General features: G+C 64.2%; 14 protein-coding genes. 3 read left to right on the top strand and 11 right to left on the bottom strand.

The window, feature by feature from the left end; all coding sequences use genetic code 11:
* Positions 1-146 precede the first annotated feature (146 nt).
* From FG91_RS11795 to hisI, 5 genes are all read right to left on the bottom strand, one after another.
* Positions 147-1,640, bottom strand: coding sequence for a phospholipase D-like domain-containing protein (locus FG91_RS11795; protein ID WP_037515138.1), 1,494 nt, complete (start codon positions 1,638-1,640; stop codon positions 147-149).
* A gap of 311 nt (positions 1,641-1,951) precedes the next feature.
* Entirely contained in the window at positions 1,952-3,754 is a 1,803-nt protein-coding gene (locus FG91_RS11790; protein WP_037515137.1) for an acyl-CoA dehydrogenase C-terminal domain-containing protein, read from the bottom strand.
* 51 nt (positions 3,755-3,805) lie between these two features.
* Positions 3,806-4,237 carry a MerR family transcriptional regulator gene (locus tag FG91_RS11785; RefSeq protein ID WP_037515136.1) on the bottom strand — a complete coding sequence of 144 codons (432 nt, stop codon included), beginning with the start codon at positions 4,235-4,237 and terminating at the stop codon, positions 3,806-3,808.
* Positions 4,238-4,303: 66 nt separating this feature from the next.
* A complete protein-coding gene (locus FG91_RS11780; protein WP_037515135.1) occupies positions 4,304-4,840 on the bottom strand; it encodes a hypothetical protein in 537 nt (178 codons plus the stop codon).
* Positions 4,827-5,207, bottom strand: a complete 381-nt coding sequence (gene hisI, locus FG91_RS11775) for a phosphoribosyl-AMP cyclohydrolase (RefSeq protein WP_037515134.1) — start codon at positions 5,205-5,207, stop codon at positions 4,827-4,829. The genes FG91_RS11780 and hisI overlap by 14 nt, the downstream gene beginning before the upstream one ends.
* A 143-nt stretch (positions 5,208-5,350) precedes the next feature.
* Between hisI and purF the strand changes: the two genes are divergently transcribed.
* Genes purF through FG91_RS11760 form a run of 3 tightly spaced genes read left to right on the top strand, consistent with a single transcriptional unit; the run spans position 5,351 to position 7,994 of the window.
* On the top strand, positions 5,351-6,808 hold the full coding sequence (purF, locus tag FG91_RS11770; protein ID WP_037515132.1) for an amidophosphoribosyltransferase: 1,458 nt from the start codon (positions 5,351-5,353) through the stop codon (positions 6,806-6,808).
* A 4-nt stretch (positions 6,809-6,812) separates the two neighbouring features.
* Positions 6,813-7,547 carry an SDR family NAD(P)-dependent oxidoreductase gene (locus FG91_RS11765; protein WP_037515130.1) on the top strand — a complete coding sequence of 245 codons (735 nt, stop codon included), beginning with the start codon at positions 6,813-6,815 and terminating at the stop codon, positions 7,545-7,547.
* 60 nt (positions 7,548-7,607) lie between these two features.
* On the top strand, positions 7,608-7,994 hold the full coding sequence (locus FG91_RS11760; RefSeq protein WP_037515127.1) for a hypothetical protein: 387 nt from the start codon (positions 7,608-7,610) through the stop codon (positions 7,992-7,994).
* 57 nt (positions 7,995-8,051) lie between these two features.
* Here the strand turns inward: FG91_RS11760 and FG91_RS11755 are convergent, their stop codons facing one another.
* From FG91_RS11755 to FG91_RS11730, 6 genes are all read right to left on the bottom strand, one after another.
* Positions 8,052-8,804, bottom strand: a complete 753-nt coding sequence (locus FG91_RS11755; RefSeq protein WP_037515125.1) for a ZIP family metal transporter — start codon at positions 8,802-8,804, stop codon at positions 8,052-8,054.
* A 70-nt stretch (positions 8,805-8,874) separates the two neighbouring features.
* Entirely contained in the window at positions 8,875-10,059 is a 1,185-nt protein-coding gene (locus FG91_RS11750; protein WP_037515124.1) for a serine hydrolase domain-containing protein, read from the bottom strand.
* A gap of 19 nt (positions 10,060-10,078) precedes the next feature.
* Positions 10,079-11,359: an SAM-dependent methyltransferase gene (locus tag FG91_RS11745; protein ID WP_037515123.1), complete on the bottom strand. Its 1,281-nt coding sequence runs from the start codon at positions 11,357-11,359 to the stop codon at positions 10,079-10,081.
* A 77-nt stretch (positions 11,360-11,436) separates the two neighbouring features.
* Positions 11,437-12,390, bottom strand: a complete 954-nt coding sequence (locus FG91_RS11740; protein WP_037515121.1) for a metal-dependent hydrolase — start codon at positions 12,388-12,390, stop codon at positions 11,437-11,439.
* Between the two features lie 38 nt (positions 12,391-12,428).
* On the bottom strand, positions 12,429-13,466 hold the full coding sequence (locus tag FG91_RS11735) for a 2-oxoacid:ferredoxin oxidoreductase subunit beta (protein ID WP_037515120.1): 1,038 nt from the start codon (positions 13,464-13,466) through the stop codon (positions 12,429-12,431).
* The gene (locus FG91_RS11730) at positions 13,463-15,325 is read right to left on the bottom strand and encodes a 2-oxoacid:acceptor oxidoreductase subunit alpha (RefSeq protein WP_037515118.1); all 1,863 of its coding nucleotides are present in this window, start codon (positions 15,323-15,325) and stop codon (positions 13,463-13,465) included. The genes FG91_RS11735 and FG91_RS11730 overlap by 4 nt, the downstream gene beginning before the upstream one ends.
* Positions 15,326-15,495: the final 170 nt, after the last annotated feature.

Raw genomic sequence — 15,495 nt, 5'->3', positions numbered from 1 at the left:
GACTAGCCAGCTTGCTGGCTAGTCGCAGCGGTGGGGGTGCCGTTGCGGCTCGGAATGATGGTCGTAACGCACCATCACTCTCATCCAACTTCGCCTAACCGCTTTGCGATAAGGCTGCGTATCCTTCTCCCATCAAGGGAGAAGGTTTAACTCTTGCGCCCGAAGGGCCGGTGACGCTTCATCCAGTTGCGGCCGCGGTGCCAGCTTTTCCTGAGGCCGCGTTCGGTCAGGCTTTCGAACATCGCGTCGGGGCTGGTCGGGTCGAGGACCTCATTCTCGGCAATGAATTCGTCGAACGGCCCCGGGGGCACGAGATCGAGCAGTTCGAGCGACCGCCCCTTGCCGCGCAGCGCCTCGATCGTGTCGATCAGCGATCCGGTGCGCTGGAACGCGGCCGCGACATCTTCTTCCCCCACGTCGAGATGTTCGGCGATCAGCGACGAGCGCAAGCGCGCGATCGCGGGTTCGACGCCTTCGTTCGCGGGCAGCGCGGCGTCGATCGTCACATCGCATTCGCTGTCGAGCCCCATCGATCGGTTGTTCATATTCGCCGAGCCAACGCGGATCATGCGGTCGTCGACGATCGCGGTCTTGGCGTGGACATAGATCGGCTCGCCGCGGCTGGTGCGCGGATAATAGACTTTCAGGCGGTCGCCATGCTTCGCCTTCGCAATCTCGCGCACCAGTTGCACCCGCGCGGCGTCCATCGCCATCTGTTCGAGCCAGCCGTCGGCGGTCTTTGGCATCACCATCACGAATTCGGGCGGATCATCCTCGTTCAGCCGCGCTGCGATGGCGGCGGCGATCTTGCCGCAGGTGAAATATTGATTTTCGAAATAGATGAAGCGGTCGGCTGCGGCGATCATGTCGAGATAGAGTTGCTCGATCTCGCGGATTTCCCCGCTATCCTCATATTCGGCGCGCGTGCGCGAGATGGCGACGTCGACGCCTTCGAAATCGGGTTCGAGGTCGTCGGGCCAATTCTCGCCCTTGCCCTTCAGATCGCGCAGCGGCTTTTTCGTTGCGCGCTGCCAGCGCTCGTTGCCAAGGTCGGCGAGCGCATTGCCGACCGGCCCCGCGAGGATCATCGTCAAATCATGCCAGGGCATATAGGCTTTGCCGTCGGGCGCGGTGCGGTGCGCGTCGCCATCCTTGTGATCGCGCGTGTCCCAGCGGCGCGCGCCGACGTCGATGCCGCCGCACACCGCGAGATGATCGTCAAACACCGCGACCTTCTGATGATGGCTGCACCCGACCGGATGCGCGCTATCGAGACGAAAGCTGATCGCGCGCGTCAGTTTCCAGCGCGCGACCATCGACAGGATTCGCGGCATTGCGAACTGTTTGAGCCCGCCGAAATTCCAGCGCAATATGTCGATGTCGCGCTCGGGTTTTTCCTTTGCGAGCCGCAACATATAGTCGCCGAGCGGCTCACCCTTGCCCGTCTTGTCGGGCTTCAAGGCGATGCGCGGGTCGAAATCCCAGCCGATGAGCAGGATGCGCTCTTTCGCGTCGGCCATCAGCCCTTCGAGCAGCGCATAATAGTCCGCCGCATCGACGATCATCCGCGCCTTGTCGGCGCGTTCGATGCGCCAGCAATTGCGCCCTTCGACGACGATCGGTGATAGCTCGGTCCCCATCGCCGCCACCACGCATGATGACGGCGATGGTTGCAAGGGTTAGGGTCCGTACTCAACTACAGCGCCGTCGAGGTTTGAAGCAAAATGGCTCAGTGCGAGGAGAGAAGGCGCAGAAATATGTCGATATTTCCAGACTTCTCGACGAAGCGATGGGCCATTTTGATCAAATCCCTTCGGGACGTCCAAATGGCTTCCATCTCGGCCCGAAAGCCGCTTGGAAAGACAACCAGCCTTCCCTGCGCGTCTTTCGGTCCGATCTGTTCGCCATTTGGGCGCCTCGACGGCACTGTAGTTGAGTACGGACCCTTTAGTCAGGCTGCGACGAACTGTTCGGGCGCCAGCGCCATCATCGCGTCGCTGCCCGCCTCGATCTTGCGGCGAAGCGATCCCGCGTCGGGCAGGAAGCGTTCGGCGAAATAGCGCGCGGTGACGAGCTTGGCCTCAAGGAACGCCTTGTTGCCGCGGCCTTCGGCGAGCGCCTTGTGCGCCGCTTCGGCCATCCTCAGCCACATCGAGCCCAGCGCGACGATCCCGAGAATGTGCATATAGTGATGCGCGCCGGCGCCGACGTTGTTCGGGTTCGCCATGCCGTTAGCCATAAACCACATCGTCGCGGCCTTGAGTTCGCCATTCGCTTTTTCGAGGCGCGTCGCGAAATCGGCGAGCGCTTCATTGCCCTTGGCGCTGCCGCATTCCTCGTCGACGATCGCGAAAAATGCCTGGATCGCGCGGCCGCCATTCTGTGCGAGCTTGCGGCCGACAAGGTCCATCGCCTGCACGCCATTCGCGCCTTCGTAGATCATTGTGATGCGGGCATCGCGGACATACTGGCTCATGCCCTGCTCTTCGATATAGCCGTGGCCGCCGAAGACCTGCTGCGCGTTGGTCGCGACTTCATAGCCCTTGTCGGTGCCGAAGCCCTTGATCACCGGCGTCAGCAGGCTGACGAGATCGTCGGCGCGCTGGCGCTCTTCCTCGCTCTCGGCGACATGCGCGAGATCGACCTGCAGCGCGCCCCAGGTGCAGAGAGCGCGCAGCCCCTCGACCGTCGCCTTGCCATCCATCAGCATACGGCGCACGTCGGGGTGGACGAACAATGGATCGGCCTTTTCCTGCGGATCCTTGGGGCCAGTGAGGGCGCGGCCCTGACGGCGGTCCTGCGCGTACTGGACCGCGTTTTGATAGGCGACGTCGGCCTGACCGAGCCCCTGGATGCCGACGCCGAGGCGCGCGGCGTTCATCATCACGAACATCGCGGCGAGGCCCTTATTCTCCTCGCCGACCATCCAGCCCTTCGCGCCGTCATAGTTCATCACGCAGGTCGAATTGGCGTGGATGCCCATCTTATGCTCGATCGACCCGCACGAGAGCGTGTTGCGCTCACCCAGCGAGCCGTCGTCGCCCACGATGAACTTGGGGACGATGAACAGCGAGATGCCCTTGACGCTGTCGGGCGCGTCGGGGGTCTTTGCCAGCACGAGGTGGATGATATTGTCGGTCAGGTCATGCTCGCCCGACGAGATGAAGATCTTGGTGCCGGTCACCGCATAGCTGCCATCGCCGTTCGGCACCGCGCGCGTACGAATGAGGCCAAGGTCGGTGCCGCAGTGCGGCTCGGTCAGGTTCATCGTCCCGCCCCAATCGCCCGCGATCATCTTGGGGACATAGGTCGCCTTCTGCTCGTCCGAGCCCTTGACGAGGATCGCGGCGGTCGCGCCCTGCGTTAGCCCCGGATACATGGCGAAGGCCTGGTTGGCGGCGTTGCGATATTCCTCGACCGGGAAACCGATGACGTGCGGCAGCCCCTGCCCGCCGAATTCCTCGGGCGCGGTCAGCAGACCCCAGCCGGCTTCGGAATAAGCCTTATACGCTTCCTTGAAGCCCTTCGGCGTCGTCACCGAACCATCGTCGTGGCGCGTGCAGCCTTCGAGATCGCCCGACTGGTTGATCGGGAACAGCACTTCCTCGCAGAACTTTCCGGCCTCGGTCAGCACCGCCTCGACCATATCGGGGGTGGCGTTGGCGAAGCCGGGCAGGTTGGCATAGCGCTCGATCCCGAGCACGTCGTTGAGGAGGAACAGCGTGTCTTGCACGGGCGCGCGATAGACGGGCATGGGATATCCTTCTGAAAAGCAGGTTAGCAGTGAACTTGCCTGGGGAGAGGCTCAGTCGACCTTCTGGCCGGCGTCGACTTTTTTCACCGTATCGATGAAGCGTGACAGCTCATCTACAGCGCTGTCAATATCGTCGCGCTGGCGTTGCAACAGGCCGATGCGCTGTTCGCATTTCTCGATCGTGACCTGACGCTGCAGCTTGCGGCCGTCGCCGACGTCGTAGAGGTCGATCATCTCGCGAATGTCGGCAAGGCTGAAACCCGTGCGCTTGGCGCGGAGAATCCACGCGAGGCGCGCGCGGTCGCGTTTCGAATAGATACGCGACAATCCCTTGCGCGACGGGCTGATCAACCCTTCGTCCTCATAGAAACGCAGCGCGCGGGCGGTGACCCCGAACTCGGTCGACAAGTCGGTGATGCTGAATTGTTCGCGCCCAAGATGATCGGGCGTATCGATATGGGCGTGGCCATATTGTTCGGTCATGCCGGTGAAACTAGTTTCCGTTGACGTGAACGTCAAGCCCGGCAGAGCGGGTCATTTCGGGGCGGTTCAGCCCCCGCACGGACGCTGCATATTGCCGTCTCGATCGGCGATCCGCAAGCCCCCCGCGTCGGCCGCCGACCAGCTCGCGCGCGGCAGGCTGAGCCCCGCGAGCGAGGCGCGGCCGGGGCACAGGCGGCGGCACTGCGGCGGCAGCTTTCCGGGCAAGCGGAGCTCATCCTCTTCTTCGTGCACAAAGGCTTCGCAGCCATCGGCCCCGGCGAAGCGCATCCGCCAGCCGCGACCCTCACGAACCATCGTTCCGTGAGCGGCGCACGAGAGGCCGGGACCGAAGGCGGCGGTGACGGCAAAGCGCCATTTCCCGGCGCCATCGGGAACGACGCACATCGCATCGCGGCCGAGATCGTGCGCGCGCTCGAACACGCCAACAGGGCTTGCGCCCTCAGGATGCACGACGCCGCGTTGGCGGGCGGTCACTTCGAGCGGGTTGCCGGTGTCGATCCCCTTCGCATGTTCGCCCGGCGCGGGTCGTCCGCATGCCGCGAGCATCAGAACCGCAAGTGCGGCGACATCAGCCCTGCGCATCGTCCGCCAGGAAGGTCAGGCTGCCGTCGGCCTCGACACGGCGATAGAAGCAGGAGCGGCGCCCTGTGTGACATGCGGGCCCCGCGGGCTTCACGCGGAGCAGCAGCGCGTCCTGGTCGCAATCGACGCGCATCTCCACGACCGCCAGGCCGTTGCCCGACGTCTCGCCCTTGCGCCACAACGCTTGTCGCGACCGCGACCAAAAATGCGCCTGCCCCGTCGCGCGAGTCCGCTCGATCGCCTCGGCGTTCATATGCGCGACCATCAGCAATATATGGCTGTCGGCGTCGACGACGATCGCCGTCACCAGTCCGGCGGCGTCGAAACGGGGAAGAAATCGGTCGGTCGTGTCGCGCTGATCATCCATAAACCGCGCTTTAGAGCAGGATAGGAGCCGCTGTCACCCCGTCCGTCGCGGCGCATATGACAAATCCGTGATTAGGGGGGCGACATTTGCGATTGCCGTCCCTATATGCGCCGCAGTCACTGCCCCCCTGCCCCTGGAATGACATGCTGACGACCCATCCTTTCGACGACGACAAGCTCCGCGAGGAGTGCGGCGTATTTGGTATTCATGGCGCCGATAGCGCCGCCGCGGTTGTCGCGCTGGGGCTTCACGCCCTGCAGCACCGTGGACAGGAAGCCGCGGGCATTACTGCCTTCGACGGCAAGGAGTTCCACACCCACCGCGCGATGGGCCATGTCGCGGGCAATTTCGACCGCGACGACATCATGCGCCAGCTGCAAGGCGGATCGTCGGTCGGCCATGTCCGCTACTCGACGACGGGCGAGACCGCGCTGCGCAACGTCCAGCCTTTGTTCGCCGACCTCGCGACCGGCGGCTTTGCAGTCGCGCACAACGGCAATATCTCGAACGCCGCTGCGCTGCGCAAGGTATTGGTACGCCGCGGTTCGATCTTCCAGTCGACCAGCGATACCGAGGTGATCATCCACCTCGTCGCGACCTCCAATTACCGTTCGCTGCTCGACCGCTTCATCGACGCGCTGAAGCAGGTCGAGGGCGCCTATTCGCTGATCTGCCTGACCGCCGAGGGCATGATCGGCTGCCGCGATCCGCTCGGCATCCGTCCGCTCGTGATCGGCAAGCTCGGCGATGCGCATATCCTCGCGTCGGAAACCGTGGCGCTCGATGTCGTCGGCGCCGAATTCGTGCGCTCGGTCGAGCCCGGAGAGCTTGTCACGATTCGTGATGGCCAGCTGACCTCGCACCGCCCCTTCGCCGACCATCCGGCGCGCCCGTGCATCTTCGAATATGTCTATTTCTCGCGCCCCGATTCGATCGTCGACGGGACGAGCGTCTATTCGGTGCGCAAGGCGATCGGCGCCGAACTGGCGCGCGAGAATCCGGTCGAAGCCGACCTGGTGATCCCGGTCCCCGATTCGGGCACGCCCGCGGCGATCGGTTATGCGCAGGAATCGGGCATTCCGTTCGAACTCGGCATCATCCGCTCGCACTATGTCGGGCGCACCTTCATCCAGCCGGGCGACAAGGTCCGCCATCTCGGCGTAAAATTGAAGCACAACGCCAATCGCGCACTGATCGCGGGCAAGCGCATCGTGCTGATCGACGATTCGATCGTGCGCGGCACCACCAGCCTCAAGATCGTGCAGATGATGCGCGATGCCGGTGCGACCGAGGTGCATATGCGCATCGCGAGCCCGCCGACGCAGCACAGCTGCTTCTATGGCGTCGACACCCCCGAACGCGCCAAATTGCTCGCCGCACAGATGAGCGTCGGCCAGATGGCGAACTTCATCAACGCCGACAGCCTGTCCTTCATTTCGATCGACGGCCTCTATCGCGCGCTCGGCGAAGCGAAGCGCAGCGACGACGCGCCGAAATATTGCGACGCCTGCTTCACCGGCGACTATCCGACCACGCTCACCGATTTCGACGAGCATGGACTGGAAGATCAATTTTCGCTTCTTGCCGAACGGGTTGTCTGACACAATGACTGTGACGTCTAAAGAATTGGCGGGCCAGGTCGCGCTCGTCACCGGGGCGAGCCGCGGCATCGGCGAAGCGATCGCCGAATCGCTCGCCGCGCGCGGCGCGCATGTCGTGATCACCGCGCGCACCGCGGGCGGGCTCGAGGAACTCGAAGACCGCATCCACGAAGCCGGCGGCAGCGCGACGATCGCGCCGCTCGACCTCACCGACGGCGACAGCATCGCGCGCCTCGCGAGCGCGATCGCCGAACGCTGGCCGCAGCTCGACATGCTCGTGCTCAACGCCGCGATGCTCGGTACGCTGACCCCCGTTGCCGCAATCGACGGCAAGGAATTCAACAAGCTGCTGACGCTGAACCTGATCGCGCAGCAGGCGCTGATCGCCAATTTCGACCCGCTGCTGCGCCGCGCCGCGAACGGCCGGCTGATCGCGCTGTCGAGCGGTGTCGCGCGCGAACCGCGCGCCTATTGGGGCGCCTATGCCGCGTCGAAGGCGGCGTTCGAGACGCTTGTCACCAGCTATGGCGCCGAAATGCGCAATATCTCGACCGTGCGCACCGCGATCCTCGATCCCGGCGGCACGCGCACCCAAATGCGTGCGCGCGCCTATCCCGGCGAGGACCCGCAGAGCATCAAGGACCCCGCCGCGGTCGGCGAATATGTCGCTGCGCTGATGGTCGAAGGTTTCGACAGCACCGCCTTCCACGCGCTGCCCAAGGTTATGGAAAAAGCTTAACGCCATCTTCGTTTTCCTGCGCTAAGACGCTCGGATAAGAGGGTTTGCGAGGGCGCGGGAATGACCAAGGATATTTTGCGAACGGCGATTGCCGCGGTGATCGGCATCGTTGTCGCATTCGGGCTGATCTGGCTCGCCCAATATGCCGGCAGCGAGATTTCGCCCGACGTCTATGATCCCGACAGCGGCGAAGTCCTGATCCCGATCGGATCGACGATCGCGCTGATCGTCGGCTGGTTCATCGGCACCTTTGGCGGTAGCTGGTTCGCAATGCGCATTTCGGCCGGAACCGGTGCGGGCTGGGTCGTTGCCGGCGCGGTGATCGGCGCGGCGCTGTATCGCGCCGTGACGCTCGCCGACGCATGGTGGATCATGGCGCTGGGCGTCGCTGTCCCGCTTGTGGCGGTGTGGCTGGCCCAGCGCGCGGCGAGTATCGTCACCGAATAAAAGACACTCGTCTCCGGCCTTCGCGGGGGGCTCTCATAGCCGCGAGGCGGATACCCGTCATCCGCCCCACTTGCTCAGCATGAATGCCGACAGGAAACCTATGGCGGCGATCAGACCGCTATAGTCGTGGGTTTCCTCGGTGGCTTCGGGGATCATCGTATCGACCAGCATGGCAAGAATCGCGCCTGCCGCGACCGCCATCACGGCCGCAAGCGTCTCCGGCGCGGCCTCCGCCAGCGCGACGTTGCCGAGCATCGCCGCCAGCCCCGAGGCCAAGGCGATACAGGTCCACACCCCGAAGATATAGGCTGGCCCGCGTCCCGCCCTCTTCATCCCGGCGGCGCTCGACAGGCCTTCGGGCACGTTGGATAGAAAGACCGCCGCGACGGTGACGGTACTCACCGCCCCGCCCTCGATAAGACTGGCCCCGATGACGATCGATTCCGGTATGCCGTCGAGCAGGGCGCCGACCGCAATTGCCATGCCGCCGCCGCTGTCGGCATGGGGCTGGCTTTCCCTTTGGTTCCAACCCGACCGTTTGCGATGTCGCGCGCCCTGCCGCGCGACGACGATGTTGGCGATGGTGTACATCAGCGTGCCACCGATGAACCCCGCAGCGGTCGCCCCGATCCCGCCTTGCTGCGATGCTTCATCGACCAGGTCAAACGCCACAGCGGAAATCAGAACGCCAGCCCCAAGCGCCATGATTCCGGCGATCAACCGCTGGGGCAGCGTAAAAAAATAGGCAATCAGAGCGCCCAGGATCAGTGCCGATCCGCTGACAAGCCCCCAGAAGCCGGCTTCAATCATCCCCGATGCGTTCGGCCGGGTTGAATGTTCGCTTCAACTTGGGGGGCTACGCGGCTCAGAGCATCTCCGTTCATCGAGCACCCGCCCGTGCGGCTTCGTTGTCCACAGCCGCCTGCACGCTCTTGTAGAACGCCTCGCGCGCCGCGCCGACGCCCTCGGGATCGGTCGCGGTCGGCCAGTTGCCGTTCGACGCGATCACCAGCTTGCGTTTCGGATCGATGAAGATGCCCTGCCCGAAGATGCCCTGCGCCGCGAAGCTGCCATCGTCGTTGGTCCACCACTGATAGCCATAGCCGCGGCCTGGCAGGTCGATGCCCGCCTGCTTCGTCGTTGCGGATGGCAACCAGTCGTCGGGCAGCACTTTCTTCCCGCCCGCGACCCCGCCGTTCAGGATGAACTGCCCGAAGCGCGCATAATCCTTGAGGCTCGCCGACATGCAGCAGCCGCTGATTTCGTGCCCCGTCGCGCCGAGCATCCACACCGCATCCTGTTCCATGCCGAACGGCTTCCAGACCTTTTCGGACAGATAGGCCGACAGCGTCTTGCCCGTCGCGCTCGAGACGAGGACGCCGATCAAATTGGTCTCGCCGGTCTTGTACACCCACTTCGAACCCGCGGGCGCTTCGCGTGGCAAGGTCTTCATATAGCTGACCGTTATGTCCTCGCCGGCGACGGGCTTTTGCAGATTGAACAGCGCGACGTCGGACTTGGGATCGGTATAGTCCTCGTTCCATTTGACGCCCGAGGTCATCGTCAGCAGCTGCTTCACCGAGACATCGTCATAGGCCGAGCCCTTGAGGCCGGGGATATAGACGGTCACCTTGTCGTCGAGGCTCTTGATATAGCCGTCCTTCACTGCGGCGCCGACAAGCGTCGAGGTGAAGCTCTTGGCGACCGAAAAGCTCGTCCAGCGGCCCGCGGCGCCATAGCCGAGCGCATATTTTTCGAGCCGGATCTTGCCGTCCTGAACGATGATCAGCCCCGCATTGCGCTGTTTCGCCATATGGGCATCGATATCGCCGAGGTCGATCGGTTTGCCCTGCGGCAGCGGATAGACGGGCCCGCCCGCCTTCACTGTGTTGACGACGACCTTGGGCACCGTCTCCATCGTGCGGAAGGCGGCGTCGCGTTGATCCTGGGTCCAGAACAGCACATTCAGATCCTTTGGCAGTTTATCGATGGTCTCGGTGGGTGCGGGCGCACTGCACCCCGCCGCCGCAGTGCACAGCAGCACCGCCGCCAAAAATCTTCGCATGTATGCCTCTCCCCTGTTTTCAGGCTGTCTTTTCGAGCGTGACTTGCGCGACGTCGATACCGCCGCCGCGAAAGCCCCCCTCGCAATATTGCAGATAATAGCGCCAGAGCCGGACGAAGCGCGCGTCGAACCCCGGCGGAAGCTGATCGGCCGCAACCGCCGCATCGAACCGCTCGCGCCATTGGCGCAGCGTTTCGGCATAGTCGCCGCCGAACCGCCGCACGTCGCGCCACACGAGGCCGCGCGCCTCGGCCAGCGCACGAAAGCGGCTTTCCGAAATCAGGCAGCCCCCCGGGAAGATATAGGCCTGGATGAAATCGCTGCTCGCAGCATAGCGTTCGAACAGTGCGTCGTTGATCAATATATATTGGATCGCCGCCTTGCCTCCGGGGCGCAGCAGCCGCGCGATCGCGTCGAGATAGGCGGGCCAATAGGCCTCGCCCACCGCTTCGACCATCTCGACGCTGGCGATCGCGTCATAAGGCCCTTGCGCGTCGCGGTAATCGCAGATTTCGATGCGCGAGCGATCCGACAGATCGACCGCGGCGAGCCGCGCGTCGGCGATTTCGGCCTGCGCGGGCGACAAGGTGATACCTGTGTAGAGCACGTCGTGGCGTTCGACCGCACGCTCGGCGAGCGCCCCCCACCCGCAACCGATCTCGAGCAGCCGGCTTCCCGACCGCAAATTGAGCCGGTCGAGGATCGCATCGACCTTGGCCGCCTGCGCCTCTTCGAGCGACTGGCCGGGATCGGTGAACAGCGCGCTCGAATAATTCATGCTCGGATCGAGCCACAAGCGATAGAAATCATTGCCCAAATCATAGTGGGCGTGGATATTGCGCTTTGCGCCGCGGCGGTCGTTGCGACGGAGCGCATGGATCGCCTTGTTGAGCCAGCGCCACGGACCATGCGCGCGGCCGACATTGCCCAGCGCTTCGCCGTTGCGCATGAACAGGTCGAACAAAGGCACCGGATCGGGCGACGACCATTCGCCGGCTTCCCACGCCCGATACCAGCCCACCGAACCCGACAGCGCCAGCCGCGCGAGCGCGGCCCAGCTGTGGAGATGAACGACCGCAACCGGCCCCTTGCCGCGTCCGCCGAGCAGGCGCACGCTGCCGTCGGGTAGATGGCTCTCGATCGTTCCCTGCGCGAGCCCCGCATCGATCCGGTCGAGCATGCGGTGAAAGAGGCTCGCGGGCGCCAACGCGATCAGCCGCGCCATGCCGCCGCCCGAGCGATAAGCTCGGTCGGCGCGGAGCAGTTCCTTACCGCGGCGCGGGCTGACATGCGTGTTCATTGTCACCTTCCTGCCTCAAACGCATCGCGCTGACAATCGGTTGAAACACGCGGCGCCATGACGTCACGCGGGCGCGCTCATTCGGGATGGCTGGCGGTGTCGGGCGCGGTCAGGCGAACCTGGAACCGGTCCTGCGCGAGCGGGTGCATGAAACGCTGGTCGCGGAGCAGGATCGCATCGCCATCGCTTTGCACGACGGGCATCCGCGACCAGAACAGGAAAGCGCGCGCCGCGGGATCGGCCTTGACCCAGGTCGCGAGGCGCGGATCGTCCATTCCGGTCGGCGCGCCGGTCAGATCGACTTCGCCGCCGGCGCCCGGAACGAAGCTTGCGGTGCCGTAGCGGTCGGCGGTCCGCCAGAAGATGTCGCGTTTCCAGAAGGCGAGCGGCGGCGGGCTCGCAACGACGAGCGCATCCTTCTGACCGCCCGCATCGAGCGCGCGCGAAGCCATGCGCTCGGCGGCGCCGGTGATGACGCCGTTAACGAAGATATAGGCGCACACGGCGGTGAAGCCGATCCACGCCGGGCGCCGCCAGTTCGCCGCCCCGCGCCGTTCGCCGCGCAGCGACAACCAGACCGACACGGCAAGCGCGATCCATATCCACAGGTCGACGATGAAGATGCTGTCGCCGTAGAACCAGCGATGGCTGAATGGCTCGAGCAGGCGGATGCCGTAATTGTTGAGCCAGTCGAGCGCCGGATGGCTGAAGCAGCCGACATAGGCGAGCGCGAGCAACCAGCCTTTATGGACCGGGAACCGTTCGGCCGGCCGTTTTCCGCGCCGACCCTGCCAGCGGTCGAAGGCCAGCATAAGCCCCCATAGGATGAACGGCAGTAGCAGCAGCGCGATCGGCCCGTGGGTGATCCCGCGCCGCATCGACAGCGATTCGATACCATAGATCGCGCAGGTCGCGTCGATATCGGGCAGGTTCGCCGCGATGATCAACGTCGGCATCGCGAGGCCGGTTTTCTTCTTGAGCCCCATCTGGCCCAGAACCGCGCCGACAAGGCTGTGGGTGAGATTGTCCATCCCGAGCTATAGATCCGACACGCGGTGCCGCGGCGAGATCAGAGTTCGGGTCCGCCCTCGGTCACTGTCCAGGTCTGCCCTTTCTTGAGCAGGCTTTGGAGGTCGGCCGTCTTGCCCTCGGCCGCCGCCTTGTTCTGGCGGACGACATCGGCCTCGAAGGTCGGGCGCGGGTCGTCGTAGAGGACGCCGAGCGCCATCGGGAACTCGCCAAAGCGCATTTCGACGAGCATGTGCGCGACGCTGCGATTGGTGACGTCGTGGACGATCACCCCCGCGGCCTGCCAGTCGCCGTCGACGACATCAACGGTCTTGAGGTGCAGCGCCTCGGCGTCGAGCGCGATGCCCTTGGTGCCCTTGGCATAGACCATCGGTTCGCCATTCTTGAGCCAGAGCTGACGGTCCTCGGCGCCCTTCGGCGCGGCGAAATCTTCGAACACGTCTTTATTATAGACGATACAGTTCTGGAAAATCTCGATAAAGGCCGCGCCCTTGTGGGCGTGTGCCGCCTTCAGCACGTTCGGCAATTCCTTCGAGACGTCGAAGCCGCGCGCGACGAAGCGCGCGCCGGCGCCGAGCGCGAAGGCCGCGGGCTGCGCCGGGCGGTCGACCGAACCATAGGGCGTCGACGGGCTGGTCGTGCCGACGCGGCTGGTCGGAGAATATTGCCCTTTTGTAAGGCCATAGATCTCGTTGTTGAACAGCATGATCTGGCAGTCGAGGTTGCGGCGGATCAGGTGCATCGTGTGATTGCCGCCGATCGACAGCCCGTCGCCGTCGCCGGTGACGATCCAGATGTCGAGATCCGGGTTGGCAAGCTTCAGCCCCGTCGCGAACGCCGGCGCGCGGCCGTGGATCGTGTGGAAACCATAGGTTTCCATATAATAGGGGAAACGCGACGAGCAGCCGATACCGCTGACGAACACGGTGTTTTCGGGCGTCGTGCCGATTTCGGGCATCGTGCGCTGCACGGCTTTCAGGATCGCATAGTCGCCGCACCCGGGGCACCAGCGGACTTCCTGATCGGTTTCCCAATCCTTGAGCGTCGTCGTCCGCGCGATAGTGGTCATCTCGTTCATGCGAGCGCTCCTTCGATGGCGGCTTCGATTTCGGCGATGGTGAAGGGCTGGCCCGACACCTTGTTCACCGGCTTCGCATCGACCAGATACTGGTCGCGCAGCACGGTCTTGAGCTGGCCGGTGTTCATCTCGGGGACGATCACCTTGTCATAGCTTTTCAGCAATTCGCCGAGATTGGCGGGCAGCGGCCAGATGTGCCGGATATGGACGTGGCTGACGTCGAGGCCTTCGGCGCGCTTGCGGCGCACCGCCTGATGAATCGGGCCGAAGGTCGAGCCCCAGCCGACGACCGCGAGCTTGCCGCCCTCGGCACCGAGTTCGACGACCTGGTCGGGAACCTTGATGCCGTCGATCTTGTCCTTGCGGATATCGGTCATCGCCTGATGGTTTTCGGGCGCATAGTTGATGTGCCCGGTGTCAAGTTCCTTCTCGATCCCGCCGATCCGGTGGAGCAGGCCCGGCGTACCCGGCTTCACCCACGGACGCTTGAGATTTTCATCGCGGCCATAGGGCTTGAACCCGCCCTCGGGCACTTCGGTGAGGAATTCGACCGGGAAAGCCTCATAGGTGGTGAGGTCGGGCACCGCCCAAGGCTCGGCGGCGTTCGCGATATAGCCGTCGGTCAGCAGCATCACCGGGGTCATATATTGCACCGCGATGCGCACCGCCTCGATCGCGCATTCGAACGCATCGCCGGGCGAGCGGGCCGCCACAACGGGCATCGGCGCATCGCCGTTGCGGCCGTAAACCGCCTGATACAGATCCGACTGCTCGGTCTTGGTCGGAAGGCCGGTCGAGGGGCCGCCGCGCTGCGAATTGACGATGACGAGCGGCAGCTCGGTCATAATCGCAAGCCCCATCGCCTCGCCCTTCAGCGCAATGCCGGGGCCCGACGAGCTGGTGACGCCCAGCGAACCGCCATAGCTCGCGCCGATCGCCGAGCAGATCGCGGCGATTTCGTCCTCGGCCTGGAAGGTCGTGACGTCATATTCCTTGAGCCGCGACAAATGATGCAGGATCGCCGACGCCGGCGTGATCGGATAGCCGCCGAAGAACATCGGCAGCTTGGCAAGCTGCGCCCCCGCGACGAGGCCGAGCGCGATACCCTCGGCGCCGGTCAGCGTGCGGTACAGGCCGGGCGCGACGGGGGCGGGATCGACATGATGCTGCTTTAGCGGGCCCGCAAGTTCGGCGGTCTCGCCATAAGCATGGCCCGCGTTAAGCGCGGCGACGTTCGCGGCGGCGAGATCGGGCGCCTTAGCGAATTTCGCGTTGAGCCAGTCGATGAGCGGCTGACGGTCGCGGTCGAACATCCAGAGCGCGAGCCCCAGCGTCCACATATTCTTGCAGCGCAAGGCTTCCTTGTTGCCGAGTCCGAACGGCTTGACGGCATCCATCGTCAGCTGGCTGATGTTGAGCTTGAGCAACTGCCACTTCGCGAGGCTGCCATCGTCGAGCGGGTTCGCTTCATATTTCGCCTTGGCGAGGTTGCGGTCGTTGAACTCACCCTCGTCGGCGATGATCAGGCCGCCCTGCTTCAATTGCGGCACGTTGGTCTTGAGCGCGGCGGGGTTCATCGCGACAAGCACGTCGGGCGCGTCGCCCGCGGTGTCGATCGCCGACGATCCGAAATTGATCTGGAACGCCGACACGCCGAACAGCGTGCCCTGCGGCGCGCGGATTTCGGCGGGGAAATCGGGGAAGGTCGCAAAGTCGTTGCCCGCGAGCGCGGAGGACAAGGTGAATTGACCGCCGGTCAACTGCATACCGTCGCCACTGTCCCCGGCAAATCGTACAACTACCGCATCCGAAAGGGGGGACTGCCGTTTGTCGGCCTGGTCCACTACCGCTGTCGCCATTATCTCTTCTGCCTCAAATCTTGCGAACCTGTGACATCGGCCTAGGCCGGTGCGCGCCAAGCCGCAATTGAGAAAAAATTGTACCCTGCAAAGCGTGAAGCGCAGGTGAGTTTCATTTCGGGATTGAATTTGCCCCGCCGATCCCGAATAGCATGGTGAAAACAGCGATC

Source organism: Sphingopyxis sp. LC81 (genome assembly GCF_000756375.1).
GTDB lineage: Bacteria > Pseudomonadota > Alphaproteobacteria > Sphingomonadales > Sphingomonadaceae > Sphingopyxis.
Note: the sequence above shows the minus strand (reverse complement) of the source record. Positions and strands in the feature narration are given on the sequence as shown.